General features: G+C 65.8%; 11 protein-coding genes and 3 rRNA genes. 11 read left to right on the forward strand and 3 right to left on the reverse strand.

The features are described 5' to 3' along the window. Positions 1–36 precede the first annotated feature (36 nt). The 11 genes from KIK06_RS00325 to KIK06_RS00375 all read left to right on the forward strand — a co-directional run bounded on the left by KIK06_RS00325 (position 37) and on the right by KIK06_RS00375 (position 14,483). Entirely contained in the window at positions 37–459 is a 423-nt protein-coding gene (locus tag KIK06_RS00325; protein ID WP_017600307.1) for a Mov34/MPN/PAD-1 family protein, read from the forward strand. 102 nt (positions 460–561) lie between these two features. Further along, positions 562–840, forward strand: coding sequence for a MoaD family protein (locus KIK06_RS00330; RefSeq protein ID WP_268641441.1), 279 nt, complete (start codon positions 562–564; stop codon positions 838–840). A gap of 7 nt (positions 841–847) precedes the next feature. After that, the gene (locus KIK06_RS00335; RefSeq protein WP_017600305.1) at positions 848–1,795 is read left to right on the forward strand and encodes a PLP-dependent cysteine synthase family protein; all 948 of its coding nucleotides are present in this window, start codon (positions 848–850) and stop codon (positions 1,793–1,795) included. 334 nt (positions 1,796–2,129) lie between these two features. Continuing rightward, positions 2,130–2,882 (forward strand): MBL fold metallo-hydrolase, encoded by a 753-nt coding sequence (locus KIK06_RS00340; RefSeq protein ID WP_017600304.1) that lies wholly within the window; start codon positions 2,130–2,132, stop codon positions 2,880–2,882. Positions 2,883–3,042: 160 nt separating this feature from the next. Continuing rightward, on the forward strand, positions 3,043–3,762 hold the full coding sequence (gene rph, locus KIK06_RS00345; RefSeq protein WP_083924268.1) for a ribonuclease PH: 720 nt from the start codon (positions 3,043–3,045) through the stop codon (positions 3,760–3,762). Positions 3,763–3,848: 86 nt separating this feature from the next. Further along, positions 3,849–4,454 (forward strand): RdgB/HAM1 family non-canonical purine NTP pyrophosphatase, encoded by a 606-nt coding sequence (rdgB, locus tag KIK06_RS00350; RefSeq protein ID WP_026127901.1) that lies wholly within the window; start codon positions 3,849–3,851, stop codon positions 4,452–4,454. Positions 4,455–5,342: 888 nt separating this feature from the next. Beyond that, positions 5,343–6,875, forward strand: a 16S ribosomal RNA gene (locus KIK06_RS00355). A 325-nt stretch (positions 6,876–7,200) separates the two neighbouring features. After that, positions 7,201–10,289, forward strand: a 23S ribosomal RNA gene (locus tag KIK06_RS00360). Positions 10,290–10,389: 100 nt separating this feature from the next. Next, positions 10,390–10,505, forward strand: a 5S ribosomal RNA gene (gene rrf / locus KIK06_RS00365). Together the 16S, 23S and 5S rRNA genes form the textbook arrangement of a ribosomal RNA operon. A 132-nt stretch (positions 10,506–10,637) precedes the next feature. Further along, positions 10,638–11,267, forward strand: coding sequence for a class I SAM-dependent methyltransferase (locus KIK06_RS00370; protein ID WP_268641443.1), 630 nt, complete (start codon positions 10,638–10,640; stop codon positions 11,265–11,267). Between the two features lie 285 nt (positions 11,268–11,552). Then, positions 11,553–14,483: a transglycosylase domain-containing protein gene (locus tag KIK06_RS00375; RefSeq protein WP_442789730.1), complete on the forward strand. Its 2,931-nt coding sequence runs from the start codon at positions 11,553–11,555 to the stop codon at positions 14,481–14,483. Between the two features lie 71 nt (positions 14,484–14,554). Here KIK06_RS00375 and KIK06_RS00380 read toward each other — a convergent pair whose 3' ends face one another. From KIK06_RS00380 to KIK06_RS00390, 3 genes are all read right to left on the reverse strand, one after another. Next, positions 14,555–15,595 (reverse strand): prenyltransferase, encoded by a 1,041-nt coding sequence (locus tag KIK06_RS00380; protein ID WP_268641445.1) that lies wholly within the window; start codon positions 15,593–15,595, stop codon positions 14,555–14,557. Next, a complete protein-coding gene (locus KIK06_RS00385) occupies positions 15,595–16,248 on the reverse strand; it encodes a methyltransferase domain-containing protein (RefSeq protein ID WP_442789812.1) in 654 nt (217 codons plus the stop codon). The genes KIK06_RS00380 and KIK06_RS00385 overlap by 1 nt, the downstream gene beginning before the upstream one ends. 67 nt (positions 16,249–16,315) lie before the next feature. After that, a complete protein-coding gene (locus KIK06_RS00390; protein WP_017601931.1) occupies positions 16,316–17,656 on the reverse strand; it encodes a glycosyltransferase family 4 protein in 1,341 nt (446 codons plus the stop codon). Positions 17,657–17,723: the final 67 nt, after the last annotated feature.

The following is a 17,723-nucleotide window of genomic DNA, read 5'->3' on the forward strand; positions in this document are numbered from 1 at the left end:
GTTGGTAGGGAACAGTGTTTGGGTACCCTGGGACGCATGCTGAGGATTGATCGCTCGATCTACGACCAGATCGTCGCCCACGCCCGCCGTGACCACCCGGACGAGGCGTGCGGTGTCGTGGCCGGTCCCGAGGGCTCCGACCGCCCCGAGCGGTTCATTGAGATGATCAACGCCGAGCGGTCCCCGACCTTCTACCGGTTCGACTCCCTCGAGCAGCTGAAGGTCTGGCGTGAGATGGACGACAACGACGAGGAACCCGTCGTGATCTACCACTCCCACACCGCCACCGAGGCCTACCCCTCGCGCACCGACATCTCCTACGCATCCGAGCCCGGCGCCCACTACGTGCTCGTGTCCACACGCGAGCCCGACACCGTCGAGTTCCGCTCCTACCGGATCGTCGACGGTCAGGTCACCGAGGAGCCGGTGGAGGTCACCGGCGCCGCCGCGGACCAGTAGACCCGCAGGGCCCGTACCAGCGGGGCGGCCGGTCGGAATGGGAGCGGCCGGACCCCTGTTGGGAATGAACGCACAACAACGACCGCTAACGGAGACACCTTCATGGCCATCGAGGTCCGTATCCCCACCATCCTCCGCAACCTGACCAACGACGCCAAGGTCGTCGAGGGCTCCGGCGACACCCTCGGAGCGCTCGTCAAGGACCTGGACAGCCGCTACCCGGGCATCGGTGAGAAGTTGGTGGACAACGGCAAGCTCCGCCGCTTCGTCAACGTCTACCTCAACGACGAGGACGTCCGTTTCGTCGGCGGCCTGGAGGCCGAGCTGTCCGACGGCGACAACGTGACCGTTCTGCCGGCCGTGGCCGGCGGCAGCCGCTAGGCCGGGTATGCGCTACGACTCCCTGCTCGACTCCCTCGGTGGCACGCCGCTCGTCGGCCTGCCCCGACTGTCGCCCTCACCGGACGTCCGGCTGTGGGCGAAGCTGGAGGACCGCAATCCCACCGGCTCGATCAAGGACCGCGCCGCGTTCTTCATGATCGAGCAGGCTGAGAAGGACGGGCTGCTCTCCCCGGGGTGCACCATCCTGGAGCCGACGTCGGGCAACACCGGGATCTCCCTGGCCATGGTCGCCAAGCTGCGCGGCTACCGCATGGTCTGTGTGATGCCGGAGAACACGTCGGCCGAGCGTAAGCAGCTGCTGAGTATGTGGGGGGCCGAGGTCCACTTCTCCGATGCGGCGGGCGGGTCCAACGAGGCCGTGCGCGTCGCCAAGGAGATGGCGAGGGCCAACCCCGACTGGGTGATGCTCTACCAGTACGGGAACCCGGCCAACGCCCGGGCCCACTACGAGACCACCGGCCCCGAGATCCTCGCGGACCTGCCGGAGATCACCCACTTCGTGGCGGGGCTGGGGACCACCGGCACCCTCATGGGAGTGGGCCGGTACCTGCGGGAGAACAAGCCGGACGTGCGGATCGTCGCAGCCGAGCCGCGCTACGGCGAGCTGGTCTACGGCCTGCGCAACCTGGACGAGGGGTTCGTCCCCGAACTGTACGACGAGAGCGTGCTGACCACACGCTTCTCCGTCCCCTCGGACGCCGCGCTCAAGCGGACCCGGGAGCTCCTCGACCAGGAGGGGATCTTCGCGGGCATCTCCACCGGCGGCGCCCTGCACGCCGCCTTGGGGATGGCGCGCAAGGCCGAGCAGTCGGGTGAGCGCGCTGACATCGTGTTCGTCATCGCCGACGCCGGGTGGAAGTACCTGTCCACCGGTGCCTACGAGGGGACGCTCGACGAGGCCGAGGAGCGCCTGGAGGGTCAGCTCTGGGCCTGAGGCCCTTCGACTCGACCGTCGGCCCGTGCCGGCCGGGAGGGCCGGCGCCCCGAACGGGGCGCCGGCCCTCGGTGTGTCGGGAACGACCGCGTCGGACACCGGTGGCTCCGGGATGTGACCGAACCGGACATCATTGGTCAGGTCGTGTGAAAAATTCACACGTGACGCACGTCGCCTGAGATGCAGGCCACATTTTGTACCACCCGGGCGGCCATTGGGGTACACCCGTAACAACGGGACATCCGCAGAACCAGCCGCCATCCGCGCTCAGCGTCGACAGGGACGACGAGGGTGCCACGGACGCCGCGCGGCCCATCGAGAAGGCGACGACGACGTGCGACTCACGATTATCGGGTCCTCCGGGAGCTTCCCCGGGCCGGACAGCCCGGCCTCCTGCTACCTGGTCGAAGCGGACGGCTTCCGTCTGCTCCTCGACATGGGCAACGGGGCGCTGGGGGCGCTCCAGCGGCATGTCGACATCTACTCCGTGGACGCGGTGTACCTGAGCCACCTGCACGCCGACCACTGCTTCGACCTGTGCTCGTACTGGGTCGCGCGCATGTTCCCGCCGGGCGGCGTCAAACCGCGCATCCCCGTGTACGGCCCCAAGGGCGTGGCGTTGCGCATGGCCGAGGCGTACGGACTCGACCCCGACCCCGGCATGACCGAGGCCTTCGACTTCCACGAGCTCACCGTCGGCACGTTCGGGATCGGTCCGTTCACCGCCCGCGTCGACGAGGTCAACCACCCGGTGGAGGCGTACGGGATCCGACTGGAACACCGGGGGCGGACCCTGACCTACTCCGGTGACACGGGGGCCTGCGACTCCCTGATCGAGCTCGCGACCGACACCGACCTGTTCCTGTGCGAGGCGGCCTTCCAGGACCACCGGGAACACCCCAAGGACATGCATCTCACCGGCAGCGAGGCGGGCGAGCACGCCAGCCGGGCACGTGCGCGCAAACTGCTCCTCACCCACTTGGTGCCGTGGAACGACGACGAGGTCACACTCACCGAGGCACGATCCACCTACGACGGTCCGATCGGGCTGGCGCGCAGCGGTGAGACTCACATCGTCGGGGCCTGAGGGCCGCTGAGGGCCGGGTTGGGAAGCGGATCCGTCGGCCGTGCCGGGCATGGTCGACGGACCAAGACCGCCGAAGGACGGCAAAGGGCGCGCCCTTCGCCGAGGCGGACACTTCGCGGCTCCCGTACCGATGGACACTCCACGGATATACGCTCTTTCCATGGCTCGACCTGACGGACGCGTTCCGACCCAACTCCGACCCGTGACCATCACCCGCAACTGGCTCCGCCACGCGGAGGGTTCCGCACTCATCGAGTTCGGTGACACCAGAGTCCTGTGCGCGGCCACCGTCGAGGACGGTGTCCCCCGGTGGCGTCGGGGGACCGGCGAGGGCTGGGTCACCGCCGAGTACGCGATGCTTCCCCGCTCCACCGACACCCGGGGCGCCCGTGAGTCCGTCCGCGGCAAGATCGGCGGCCGCACGCACGAGATCTCCCGCCTCGTCGGCCGCTCCCTGCGCGCCGTCGTGGACTTCAAGGCGATGGGCGAGCACACCATCACCCTGGACTGCGACGTTCTCCAGGCGGACGGCGGAACCCGGACCGCGGCGATCACCGGCGCCTACGTGGCCATGGCCGACGCGATGAAGTGGCTGCGCAAGCGCCGCAAGCTGAAGAACAACCCGCTCACCGGCTCGCTGTCCGCGGTGAGCGTCGGCGTGGTGCAGGGCCAGCCCCGACTGGACCTGAACTACCTGGAGGACTCGGTCGCCCAGACCGACATGAACGTCGTCGTCACGGGTGAGGGCAAGTTCGTCGAGGTGCAGGGCACCGCCGAGGGCGCCCCCTTCGACCGGGAACTCCTGGACTCCCTGCTCGATCTCGCGGTCAGCGGCTGCGAGGAGCTGACCGCGATCCAGAAGAAGGCGTTGGCGGAGTGACCACGGCTCACACGGCCCATCCCACCGGTTCGACGCGAGGCGGCATCGGCAGGCGGATCGGGAGCGTGCCCGGAGGAGGCGGAGAGGTGCGGATCGTACTGGCCACCCGCAACGCCAAGAAGGTCCCGGAGATGCGGGCCATCCTGGCCGAGGCGGGCGTCGAGGCCCAGGTGCTGGCGCTCGACTCCTTCCCGGACGCTCCGGAGGTCCCCGAGACCGAGCCGACCTTCACGGGCAACGCGCTGCTCAAGGCCCGCGCCATCGCCGCGCACACGGGTCTTCCCGCGGTGGCGGACGACTCGGGACTGAGTGTCGACGAGCTCAAGGGCATGCCCGGGGTGCTGTCGGCACGGTGGTCGGGGCGGTTCGGGGAGAAGGACCAGGACCGCGCGAACCTGGACCTGGTGCTCGACCAGCTCGCCGATACCCCCGCCGAGCGCAGGGGCGCACGGTTCGTGTGCGCCGCGGCGCTGGTGATGCCGGACGGGGTCGAGGTGGTGGCCGAGGGGGTGCTGCGCGGCCGACTCCTGCGGGAACGGCGCGGGGACCACGGGTTCGGCTACGACCCGGTGTTCGCCCCGGAGGGACACACCAGGACCACCGCGGAGATGTCCCCGGAGGAGAAGAACGCGATCAGCCACCGGGGGATCGCGTTCCGGAAGCTGGCGCGTGAGCTGGCCGAGATGATCTGAGGCGCGTGCCTCCCGCACGGTCGACGACGGGTGTGCGGAGCGCGCCGCACGTGAACGGACCCGGGGCGGTTCAGGGGCTTGGGAGTCTCTGGACCGCCCCGGGTCCGTGCTGTCGCGGGGGATGGAGGGTTCCCATGAGGAATCTGGGATCGGGGGGTTTGAGTCTGGGGTGAGCTGGGGAGGATGGATCTTGCCTGGACATGGTCCAGGTCACAGACAGCCGGTCCTCGAAAGAGGATCGACTCGCCCGGAGGCGCCGCTAGTCCGTGAACCGGTCGCCAGGATGAGGATCGACGCGGGACATCCGATGGCGGGGGTTACCCTCCACCAAACAGATGGAGTTGACGCTTCCGGGCCCATTGTCTAGACTCGGCAAGTCTTCGCGGGACGGCGAGCGGCGATCAGTCGACTCGGAACCGGGCCGCGGCTCACAGACCTCCTCCCGATCGAACCGGTCCGAGCACATGCTTGGAGCGGGTAAGCTCGGGGAGCCGCTTCACCAACCCGAACGGGCGAATCCGTCCGCTAGGGTGAATGAAGCAAAACGGGTGCTTTACCCCGTTCGGTTGATCCGAAACCGCCGATTTGGCGGGACACGGAACACCTGATAAAGTAAAGACACAACAAAGCGGAAACGCAGACGCCTTCCACGGAAGAGCGACCGGACACACCGTCCGGGGCTTGTACGGGAAGAGCGGTTGCTTCTTGAGAACTCAACAGCGCGTGTTTGATTTTCTTTAAGCCATGTTTGTTTTGGCCCCGTCACACACGAACCACGTGTTCGGTGTGAAGGGTTCCTTTGATTAACCACGAGAGTGGTTGGTCAGGATTACTTCTAGGTTTACCCGCCCAGACCCCTTTCAGGTGGTCGGGCAGGGTTGAGTGACCTTTATGGAGAGTTTGATCCTGGCTCAGGACGAACGCTGGCGGCGTGCTTAACACATGCAAGTCGAGCGGTAAGGCCCTTCGGGGTACACGAGCGGCGAACGGGTGAGTAACACGTGAGCAACCTGCCCCTGACTCCGGGATAAGCGGTGGAAACGCCGTCTAATACCGGATACGACCCACCACCTCATGGTGGAGGGTGGAAAGTTTTTCGGTCAGGGATGGGCTCGCGGCCTATCAGCTTGTTGGTGGGGTAACGGCCTACCAAGGCGATTACGGGTAGCCGGCCTGAGAGGGCGACCGGCCACACTGGGACTGAGACACGGCCCAGACTCCTGCGGGAGGCAGCAGTGGGGAATATTGCGCAATGGGCGAAAGCCTGACGCAGCGACGCCGCGTGGGGGATGACGGCCTTCGGGTTGTAAACCTCTTTTACCACCAACGCAGGCTCCGGGTTCTCCCGGGGTTGACGGTAGGTGGGGAATAAGGACCGGCTAACTACGTGCCAGCAGCCGCGGTAATACGTAGGGTCCGAGCGTTGTCCGGAATTATTGGGCGTAAAGAGCTCGTAGGCGGCGTGTCGCGTCTGCTGTGAAAGACCGGAGCTTAACTCCGGTTCTGCAGTGGATACGGGCATGCTAGAGGTAGGTAGGGGAGACTGGAATTCCTGGTGTAGCGGTGAAATGCGCAGATATCAGGAGGAACACCGGTGGCGAAGGCGGGTCTCTGGGCCTTACCTGACGCTGAGGAGCGAAAGCATGGGGAGCGAACAGGATTAGATACCCTGGTAGTCCATGCCGTAAACGTTGGGCGCTAGGTGTGGGGACTTTCCACGGTTTCCGCGCCGTAGCTAACGCATTAAGCGCCCCGCCTGGGGAGTACGGCCGCAAGGCTAAAACTCAAAGGAATTGACGGGGGCCCGCACAAGCGGCGGAGCATGTTGCTTAATTCGACGCAACGCGAAGAACCTTACCAAGGTTTGACATCACCCGTGGACCTGCAGAGATGTGGGGTCATTTAGTTGGTGGGTGACAGGTGGTGCATGGCTGTCGTCAGCTCGTGTCGTGAGATGTTGGGTTAAGTCCCGCAACGAGCGCAACCCTTGTTCCATGTTGCCAGCACGTAATGGTGGGGACTCATGGGAGACTGCCGGGGTCAACTCGGAGGAAGGTGGGGACGACGTCAAGTCATCATGCCCCTTATGTCTTGGGCTGCAAACATGCTACAATGGCCGGTACAATGGGCGTGCGATACCGTGAGGTGGAGCGAATCCCTAAAAGCCGGTCTCAGTTCGGATTGGGGTCTGCAACTCGACCCCATGAAGGTGGAGTCGCTAGTAATCGCGGATCAGCAACGCCGCGGTGAATACGTTCCCGGGCCTTGTACACACCGCCCGTCACGTCATGAAAGTCGGCAACACCCGAAACTTGTGGCCCAACCCCTTGTGGGAGGGAATGAGTGAAGGTGGGGCTGGCGATTGGGACGAAGTCGTAACAAGGTAGCCGTACCGGAAGGTGCGGCTGGATCACCTCCTTTCTAAGGAGTCTTTCACAGACCAGCGTTTTTCCTATGTGCTGGTCGGACTCGAAAGTGGACCCGCCGGGTTCCCTTGGTGGAACCGGTTGGGAGTGGCTTAGATGAGAATCGAACTTTGCCCCGGGCGACTAGAAGCGCCCGGGGGCGCGCTGTTGGGTGTCTGAGGAAGCAACCCTTGGGTTGGTTCCCGCGGACCGCCCCGGAGAACTCTTGTTCTGGTGGTGGGAGACGATGAGTCTTCTTGCTTCTGGTGTGAGTGGTGTTTGGGTATGCGGTTGGTGTTTTGATTTGTGAATAGTGTGCGCGAGCATCTTGTTATCTGTAGTGGCCAAGTGATAGTGGCATACGGTGGATGCCTTGGCACCAGGCGCCGATGAAGGACGTGGGAGGCCGCGATAGTCCACGGGGAGTTGTCAACCGAGCTTTGATCCGTGGGTGTCCGAATGGGGAAACCTAGCCCGAGTTGTGTCGGGTTGCCGCTGTCTGAATGTATAGGGCAGTTGGTGGTGACGCGGGGAAGTGAAACATCTCAGTACCCGTAGGAAGAGTAAACAACAGTGATTCCCTGAGTAGTGGTGAGCGAACGGGGAAGAGGCTAAACCGTGCGCGTGTGATAGACGGCAGTCGTTGCGTGTGCGGGGTTGTGGGGTGCATCTTTTCAGGTCTGCCGGCCTGGAGCGCTGATATCGACGATAGTTGAAGCTGTTGGGAAGCAGCACCGTAGTGGGTGAGAGTCCCGTAGATGAAGTCGTTGGTTAGGTGTTGATGTTCTCCCGAGTAGCGCGGAGCCCGAGGAATTCCGTGTGAATCTGGCAGGACCACCTGCTAAGCCAAAATACGTCCTGGTGACCGATAGTGCACTAGTACCGTGAGGGAAAGGTGAAAAGTGCCCCGGTGAGGGGTCGTGAAATAGTACCTGAAACCGTGTGCTGTCAAGCCGTCAGAGCTGACTTTCGGGTTGGTGATGGCGTGCCTTTTGAAGAATGAGCCTGCGAGTCATGGTGTGTGGCGAGGTTAACCCGGGTGGGGTAGCCGTAGGGAAACCGAGTCTGAAGAGGGCGTTGAGTCGCATGCTGTGGACCCGAAGCGGAGTGATCTACCCATGTCCAGGGTGAAGCGGGGGTAAGACCTCGTGGAGGCCCGAACCCACCAGGGTTGAAAACCTGGGGGATGAGGTGTGGGTAGGGGTGAAAGGCCAATCAAACTCCGTGATAGCTGGTTCTCCCCGAAATGCATTTAGGTGCAGCGTCGCGTGTTTCTTGCTGGAGGTAGAGCTACTGTTTGGCTGATGGGCCCGACAAGGTTACTGACGTCAGACAAACTCCGAATGCCGGTGAAGTGAAGCGCGGCAGTGAGACTGCGGGGGATAAGCTTCGTAGTCGAGAGGGAAACAGCCCAGATCATCAGCTAAGGCCCCTAAGCGTGTGCTAAGTGGGAAAGGTTGTGGAGTTGCTGAGACAACCAGGAGGTTGGCTTAGAAGCAGCCATCCTTTAAAGAGTGCGTAATAGCTCACTGGTCAAGTGGTTCTGCGCCGATAATGTAGCGGGGCTAAAGCACACCGCCGAAGCTGTGGAGCCCAGTCGTTTGGCTGGGTTGGTAGGGGAGCGTCGTGCATCCGGTGAAGCTGCCGAGTGATCGTGTGGTGGAGGGTGTGCGAGTGAGAATGCAGGCATGAGTAGCGAAAGCAACGTGAGAAACGTTGCCGCCGATTGACTAAGGGTTCCTGGGGCAGGTTAATCCGCCCAGGGTGAGTCTGGACCTAAGGCGAGGCCGACAGGCGTAGTCGATGGATAACGGGTTGATATTCCCGTACCCGTGCACGAGCGTCCAGTATCGAGGCGACGGATGCTAACCACGCTGGATGCCTAGGGTCCCTTCGGGGAGCTTGGGTTTTCTGGTCTGGGAACCGATGTTGTAGTAGGTAAGTGATGGGGTGACGCAGGAGGGTAGCTCTACCCGGCGGTGGTTGTCCGGGGGTAAGCGTGTAGGCTGGTGTGTTGGTAAATCCGCGCACCGTGTGGCTGAGACGTGATGCCGAGCCGTTTTTGGTGAAGTGAGTGATCCCATGCTGTCGAGAAAAGCCTCTAGCGAGTTCGTGTGTGGCCAGTACCCTAAACCGACGCAGGTGGTCAGGTAGAGAATACCGAGGCGTTCGGGTGAACCATGGTTAAGGAACTCGGCAAATTGTCCCCGTAACTTTGGGAGAAGGGGAGCCCTGTCTGGTGAAGATCTTTTCGGTCGGAGCTGGGTGGGGTCGCAGATAGCGGGGGGAAGCGACTGTTTATTAAAAACACAGGTCCGTGCGAAGTCGTAAGACGCTGTATACGGACTGACGCCTGCCCGGTGCTGGAACGTTAAGAGGACTGGTTAGTGGGTTTCGGCCCGCGAAGCTGGGAATCTAAGCGCCAGTAAACGGCGGTGGTAACTATAACCATCCTAAGGTAGCGAAATTCCTTGTCGGGTAAGTTCCGACCTGCACGAATGGCGTAACGACTTCCCCACTGTCTCAACCATGGGCCCGGTGAAATTGCACTACGAGTAAAGATGCTCGTTTCGCGCAGCAGGACGGAAAGACCCCGGGACCTTCACTATAGCTTGACATTGGTGTTTGGGATGGTTTGTGTAGGATAGGTGGGAGCCGGTGAAGCTGTCACGCTAGTGGCGGTGGAGGCGTTGGTGAAATACCACTCTGACTGTTTCGGGCATCTAACTTTGGACCGTGATCCGGTTCGGGGACAGTGTCTGGTGGGTAGTTTAACTGGGGCGGTTGCCTCCTAAAGAGTAACGGAGGCGCCCAAAGGTTCCCTCAGCCTGGTTGGTAATCAGGTGTTGAGTGTAAGTGCACAAGGGAGCTTGACTGTGAGACGGACGTGTCGAGCAGGAGCGAAAGCTGGGACTAGTGATCCGGCACCGGCGTGTGGAAGCGGTGTCGCTCAACGGCTAAAAGGTACCCCGGGGATAACAGGCTGATCTTCCCCAAGAGTCCGTATCGACGGGATGGTTTGGCACCTCGATGTCGGCTCGTCGCATCCTGGGGCTGGAGTTGGTCCCAAGGGTTGGGCTGTTCGCCCATTAAAGCGGCACGCGAGCTGGGTTTAGAACGTCGTGAGACAGTTCGGTCCCTATCCGCTGTGCGCGTTGGAGACTTGAGAAGGGCTGTCCCTAGTACGAGAGGACCGGGACGGACGAACCTCTGGTGTGCCAGTTGTCCTGCCAAGGGCATGGCTGGTTGGCTACGTTCGGGAGGGATAACCGCTGAAAGCATCTAAGCGGGAAGCTTGCTTCGAGATGAGGTCTCCTGCCTCCTTTGAGAGGGTAAGACTCCCTAGAGACGATAGGGTTGATAGGCCGGGTGTGGAAGCCTTGTGAGGGGTGGAGCTGACCGGTACTAATAGGTCGAGGGCTTGTCCGCTGCAGATAATTGGGTGTTCGCGCATACTGTTTCACACGGTTTTCCGCTGTGGCTCCTTGGTTCCCTTTGTGGGGGTGGGGGTTGTGGTGGTGTTGGGTTTCCGTGGTGGTTATGGCAGAGGGGTTACACCCGGTAACTTTCCGAACCCGGTCGTTAAGTCCTTGTGCGCTGATGGTACTGCCCTGTGGTGGGGTGGGAGAGTAGGTCGCTGCCACGGTTTTTCTTGGGGGGTCGTCCTTGGTGGGCGGCCCCCTTTTTTTGTGTGCCGGGGTTTGTGCGTTCGTGAACGGGGTGCCCGGAACGCCCGGCCGGGGGAGGGGGCTCGCCCCGGGGCTGGGAGAATCGACCCATGACGACGATTCCCGCTGAACTCCTGGCAGCCGCTGAGGCGGCCAAGGGCTTCATGCCCACCGACGAAGGCACCGCCCTGTACGAGGCCGCGCTTGCCTACGCACATCTCGGCCCGATCGTGGAGATCGGCACCTACTGTGGCAAATCCACCATCTTCCTCGGTGCCGCCGCACGGCAGACGGGGCGGAAGGCGTACACCGTGGACCACCACCGGGGGTCCGAGGAGCACCAGGTGGGTTGGGAGTACCACGACGCCACCCTCGTGGACGAGGTCACGGGGAAGTTCGACACCCTCCCGCACTTTCGGCGCACGATCACCCAGGCCGGACTCGACGACGAGGTCATCGCGCTGGTCGGTCCCTCAGCCGACATCGCCGCCGTATGGGGCGCCCCACTCGGGATGCTCTTCATCGACGGCGGTCACAGTGAGGAGGCGGCCCAGACCGACTACGCGTCCTGGAGCCCGCACGTCGCTCCGGGCGGGGCACTCGTGATCCACGACGTCTTCCCCGACCCCGCGGACGGCGGCCGACCCCCCTACAACATCTACTGCCGCGCCCTCGACTCGGGTGCGTTCAAGGAGGTTCGTGTGGTCGGCTCCATGCGTGTCCTCGAACGTGCGCTGTGACACGCCGGTCCAGACGTTAAGCCTTTGGTAAGAAGTTCCAGCTGGCTCGGCTGACCGACGATCACGCTGTTACGCCCCGGTATCGTGTGGGAGAGGGTTGAGCGAACGTGGCGGTATTCCCCGAGTCACCGCTTCAGTCCTGATTCTTACCGAACCGATCCGGGGCACAGGCGCGTCAAATATCAGGACGGCACCGTGCCGGACGTGATTTGCCATGGGGGCGGGGAACTGAGCGAGAGCACACACGGCGACGGCGGGGCGGATGGGCAGCGTCCTGAGACTGAGATGCCGGACACCAACACCTCTTCCGAAGAACTGCCCACTGACGCGACTTCCGAGAGTGGCGTACCCACCGCGGACGGGGACCAACCCTCCGAGGAGCTGATCCAGCCGGATCCGGGCGTCTTCAAGACCAGCGGCTCCTTCCTGCGTGACCGGGTGGCCCAACACCTGGAGGACCGGGGTTTCGGCAACAGAGAGGAGCCCGAGGACACTGACTCCCCGGAGACCTCCGAAGGGGAGGGCGCGCCGTCCACCGCCAGTGGCGGCAACGACCCGGTGACCTCTCCCGAGGGTGATGCCGAGGCTGACGCTGACGCCGCCTCTCCGGACACGCCGGCCGCGCCCCATCCCGCCGAGGCCGCGCCCTCCGACGACCACGCTGCCTCCTCCGAGAACGCCGACGACACCCAGTCGACGGAGGGCACGGCGGCCGCGACGGTTTCCGCACCCGCGGAGCAGGCCACCTCCGAGGCTTCCCCCGCCGCCGAGGAGAACACGGCCGAGAACGGTCCCGCGACGCAGCCCTTCCAGCCGGTGGACGAACCGGCCGACAAGGACGAGTCGATGTGGCCGACCCCCCAGCGGCTGTCCGACATCGTGTCCCAGGACCAGGACCAGGACCAGAGTCAGACAGAGGACCAGACTCCTGCTCCGGCACCCGTCCCGGCCCCGAACCCGGGCCAAGGACCGGAGCAGGGGCAGACCACCGGGGCCGCCGCTGAGGCCGCCACCGGGGCGGTCGTGACCGAGACCAAGGTCGAAGCAGCGAAGGGCGAGAAGGGGAAGAAGGGGAAGAAGGGCAGGAAGGCCCCGCTGTGGTGGCGGATCCTCCGCGTCTGCCTCGTGCTGATCGGGGTCGGCGTCATCGCCGGATGCGGCGTGTTCGCCTACTTCTACACCACGGTGGAAGTCCCCGACGCGGCCCAGGCCGACGCCGTCGACGAGGGCTCGACCTTCTACTTCTCCGACGGTGAGACCGTGTTCGCCGAGCGCGGCGTCGCCCGGGAGATCATCTCCTACGACGAGATGACCGCCGGCGGCGACCACGTGGTGGAGGCCGTCATCTCGGCCGAGGACCGGGGCTTTTGGACCGAGCCGGGCGTCTCCGTGCGCGGTACCACGCGTGCGGTCTGGTCGACCGTCACCGGCCAGCAGGTCCAGGGCGGTTCCACCGTCACCCAGCAGATGGTGCGCAACTACTTCGAGGGCGTCTCCAACGACAGGACGATCGCGCGGAAGATCCAAGAGATCATCATCGCCATCAAGATCGACCAGAGCGAGTCGAAGGAGTGGGTGATGCAGCAGTATCTCAACACCATCTACTTCGGCCGCCAGGCGTACGGGATCCAGGCCGCGGCGGAGGCCTACTACCACAAGGGCGTCGACGAGCTCACGCCGGAGGAGGCCGCCTTCCTGGCCGCCGCCATCCAGCAGCCGACCCCCTTCGGTCAGGCCGACGTGGAGACCACGCCCGAGATGGAGCAGCGCTGGCAGTACGTCGTCAACGGCATGGTCACCACCGGGGCGATCACCCAGGCCGAGGCCGACGCGATGGAGTTCCCGGCCCCCGAGCCGGAGCGTCAGACCACGGACCTCAGCGGCTACCGGGGCTACATGTTCCAGGAGACGATGAGCGAGCTCGAACGGCTCGGCTACACCGAGGACATGGTCAACCGGCAGGGCTACCGGATCGTCACCACGTTCGACCAGGACATGATGGAGGCCGCCTACACGGCCGTCGACGAGAAGGTGTCGCAGGAGGAGCTCCCCGAGGGCATCAACATCGGGCTGAGCACCGTGGACCCGGCGACCGGCGAGGTCCTGGCCTTCTTCGGCGGGCACGACTACAACGCCAACCAGTACGACAGCTCGTTCCTGGGCACGGCGCAGGCAGGGTCGGCGTTCAAGCCGTACGTGCTGGCCACCGCGCTGGAGCAGGGCCACAGTTTCAACTCCACCGTGGACGGGCGCGGGCCGCAGGTCATCAACGGCGCCTCGATCCAGAACGCGGGCAACTCTCCCGGCGGCATCATGACGCTGCGCCAGGCGACCGAGGTCTCCAACAACCTCGGGTACATCAACCTCGCCCAGGAGGTGGGTTTCGAGGAGATCCGCGACACCGCCTACGCCGCGGGGCTGCCGGAGGGCAGCATCCTCGACAACCAGCTCGTCCCGGTCATGGCACTGGGACCGAGCAGCGTCCGGCCGGTCGACCAGGCCAGCGGGTACGCGACCTTCGCCAACGGCGGGACGCACGTCGAGGCGCACGTGGTCCGGGAGATCGTCAACCGCGAGGGTGAGAACGAACGCCCGGAGGTGGAGAGCAACCGGGCCCTCTCCGAGTCCACCGCCGCGGACCTCACCTACGTCCTGGAGAGCGTGGCCAACAACGGGACCGGCCAGAACGCGAACCTGTGGGACCCGGACCACCCCGTCGCGGGCAAGACGGGGACCGTCAGGGACGAGGTCAACGGCGGCACCGCCGCGGCCTGGTTCGTGGGGTACACGCCGCAGCTGTCGACGGCCGTCGGGGTGTACAACGACGCCAACCGCGGTTTCACCATCCCCGGACAGAGCATCTCCAGCACGGGCCTGCCGTCGCAGATCTGGAAGAGCTACATGACGGCGGTGATGGAGAACTACGAGCCCGCGTCCTTCCCGGACCCGGCCTTCGGCGGGGACAACGAGTACTGGGCGCCCCAGGTGACGCCCGAGGCCCCCGAGGCCCCGGTCGACGAGGGACCCACCACGCCGGAGGTCCCGGAGGTTCCGGAGATCCCGGAGCAGCCCGAGATCCCGGAGGTCCCCGAGGTGCCCGACCCGGGGAACCCGGAGCAGCCCACCGACCCGGAACCGGGCGACCCCGGGGACACGACCGAACCGGAGGACCCGGAGAACCCGTTCTTCCCAGGGGGCGACCGCGGTAGCGGATGACGGACGGGCCCCGCACCACCGACGCGGGTGGTGCGGGGCCCTCTCGTGTCCGGGGCCGTTGGCCCGGCGCCCTACGCCTCGTCCCAGGTGTGCAGGAAGACCCGTGAACCGCCGGTCGCGCCGGTCAGGGCGTCCACGGCCAGGATCACCGCGGCCGAGGTCCACGTGCTGCGCTCGATCGGCCAGCGCACGTCCTCGGCGAACTGGTAACCGGTCCAGTAGACGCCGTCATCGGCGTCCCTCAAGTGCTGAACGTCCTTGAGCACACGTTCCCCGGCCTCGCGCTCGCCCATGGCGGCCAGCGCCAGGACCAGCTCCGAGGACTCCGCGGCGGTCACCCACGGCTGGTCGCTCACGCATCGCACACCCAGGCCCGGGACGACGAACCGGTCCCACCGCTCCTGGAGGCGCTCCTTGGCGGCCACACCGCGCACGGCCCCGCTGAGGATCGGGTAGAACCAGTCCATCGAGAACCGCTCCCGGTCCGCGAACAGGTCCTCGCGCTCGTTGATGAGCGTCTCCAGCCGGTCGGCGGCGGCCTCCCACTCCGGCCGCTCGTGTCCCAGCCGGGCGCCCAGGGCGGCGCCGCAGCGCAGGGCGTGGTAGACGCTCGAGCACACCGTGAGCAGCGCGTGGTCGCCCGGGGAACCGTCCTCCGAACGCGCCCACATGATCTCCCCGTGCTCGCCCCGCAGGTCCAGCACGAACCCCAGCCCGCTCTCCACCACCGGCCAGGTGCGCTCGGCGAACGCCACGTTCCCGGTGACCAGGAGGTGGTGGAGGAGGCCGACCGCCGGATAGGCGGCGTGGTTGGCCTCGCGCAGGGCTGTGGCGGGCGCGCCCTGGCGGAGCTTGGCGGGCCAGCCCCCGTCGGGGTGCCGGGTCTTCGCCAGCCACAGGTAGGCGCGGCGGGCCGCCTCGGCGTGCTCGGGCACGGTCCGTCCGGTGACGGTCAGTGCCATGGCGCACTCGACGTGGTCCCACACGTCGGTGTGGCCGCCGGGGAACCAGGGGATCGCGCCGTCGGGCTCCTGGGCGCGGACCAGGTAGGCGGCCGAGCGCAGGACCTGGTCGGCGGTCAGGACATCGGGGAGGGCGAGTTCGGTGCGCATCACGGCTTGCGCACGTACACGACGACGCTCTTGCCGATGACCGGATTGAGCAGGCGTTCGGCGACGCGGGTCACCTTCGGGGCCTGGAGCATGTCCCACACCAGGAGGTCGTGGTAGGCCTTGGCCGCCGGGTGGTCGTCATTGGACGTGCCCACGGCGCACTTGATCCACCAGTAGGGCGAGTGCAGCGCGTGCGCGTGGTGGTGCGGGCCGATCTCGAAACCGGTGGCCTTGAGCTTGGCCTCCAGCTCGGCGCGCGTGTAGATGCGGATGTGACCGCCTTCGTTGGTGTGGTACTCCTCCGACAGCGCCCAGCACAGCCGCTCGGGCAGGAAGCTCGGCACGGTGACGGCGGCGATCCCCCCGGGCCGCAGCACCCGGAAGAGCTCCTTCATGGCGGCGGTGTCGTGCGGGATGTGCTCGAAGATCTCGGCGGCCACGACCCGGTCGAAGCTGGCGTCGTCGAAGGGCATGTCGAGGGCGTCGCCCTTGACCGTCTCCGCGGTGGCTCCCTCGGGGGCCTCACCCTCGGTACGCATGGCGGCGAACATCGTCTCGACCTCGGCCAGGTCGCTGACGTTCTGGTCGAAGGCGACGACGTCGGCGCCGCGGCGGTAGATCTCGAAGGCGTGGCGGCCGCCGCCGCAGCCCAGGTCGAGTACGCGCTTACCCGGGCCGACGGGGAACAGGTTGAAGTCGACGGTGATCAGTGGAGGCTCCCTACAGGTGTGATGCGCGGTCAGGCGTGGTGTGCGCGGGTCCCCGGCCAGAGCCCCTGACAGCGTCGATGGTGGAGGCGTAGCGCTGGGCCGTGAGTTCGGCGACGGCCCGCCACGTGAACCGCTCCTGGACGCGCCGCCAGGCGGCGGCGCCCATGCGTGCGCGCTCCTGGTCGTCGTCCAGGAGGGCGGCGAGTTCGCTCGCCAGGACCTCGGGGTCGCCCGGGGGGACGAGGCGTCCGGCGTCGCCGTCGGTGCCCACGACCTCGGGCAGGGCTCCGGCGCGGCTGGCGACGAGGGGGGTGGCGCAGGCCATGGCCTCGACGGCGGGCAGGGAGAAGCCCTCGTAGAAGGAGGGGACGACGGCCACCTGGGCGCTGGCGATGAGTTCGGCGAGGGCGGTGTCGTCGATGCCGCTGACGAACTCGACGCGGTCGCGCAGGCTCAGCTCGTCGACGAGGCGGTCGGTGGGGCCGCCGGGCTTGGGCTTGCTGACGATGGTCAGCCGCACGTCGCGCTCGGTGGCGAGTTTGGCGGCGGCGCGCAGCAGGGTGGCCACACCCTTGAGGGGGCTGTCGGCGCTGGCGGTGCACACGATGCGGCCGGGTACCCGTTCGGTGTCGGGGCGGGGGTGGAAGTAGCGGGTGTCCACACCGAGGGGGGTGACCTCCATGGCGGCGGGGTCGACGCCGAACTCGCGCGCGATGTCGTCGGCGGAGGAGCGGGAGGGGACGAGGATCGGGTCGAGCTTGCGCGCGACCTTGGCCTGCATGGCGACGAACCCGTACCAGCGGCGTTTGGAGAGTTTCTGGAGTCCCCGGGCCTCGTCGAGTTCGATGCGGCGGTCGACGCTGATGGGGTGGTGGATGGTGGTGACCAGGGGGAGCCCGGCGGACTTGATGCCGAGCAGGCCCCAGCCGAGGGTCTGGTTGTCGTGGACGACGTCGAAGTCGGTGAGGCGGCGGCGCAGTTCACGGTTGGCGCGCAGGGAGAAGGTGAGCGGTTCCGGAAAGCCCGCGGTCCACATGGTGGCGACCTCCAGGACGTCGATCCAGTCGCGCCACTCGCGCACGGGAGGTGCGGTGAACGGGTTGACGTCGTTGTAGAGGTCGAGGGAGGGGACCCGTTCCAGGGTGACGCCCTCGTCCAGCACGGGGTAGGGCTGGCCGGAGAACACGGTGACCTCGTGTCCGAGGGCGGCCAGTTCCCGCGAGAGGTGGCGCACGTACACGCCCTGGCCGCCGCAGTGTTCCTTACTGCGGTAGGACAGCAGTGCGACGCGGAGGGGGCGGTCGCCGGACGGGTGCGGGTTCGGTCCCGTGCTGGTGCCCGACTGGGTCAAGAGTCCACCTCTTCGTTGGGTCGCGGGCCCGGTCGCCGTCGCGCCGTCGGGCAGCCTTCGATGGCGG

Origin of the sequence: Nocardiopsis sp. EMB25, from assembly GCF_026797795.1 — a bacterium.
Taxonomy (GTDB): domain Bacteria; phylum Actinomycetota; class Actinomycetes; order Streptosporangiales; family Streptosporangiaceae; genus Nocardiopsis; species Nocardiopsis lucentensis.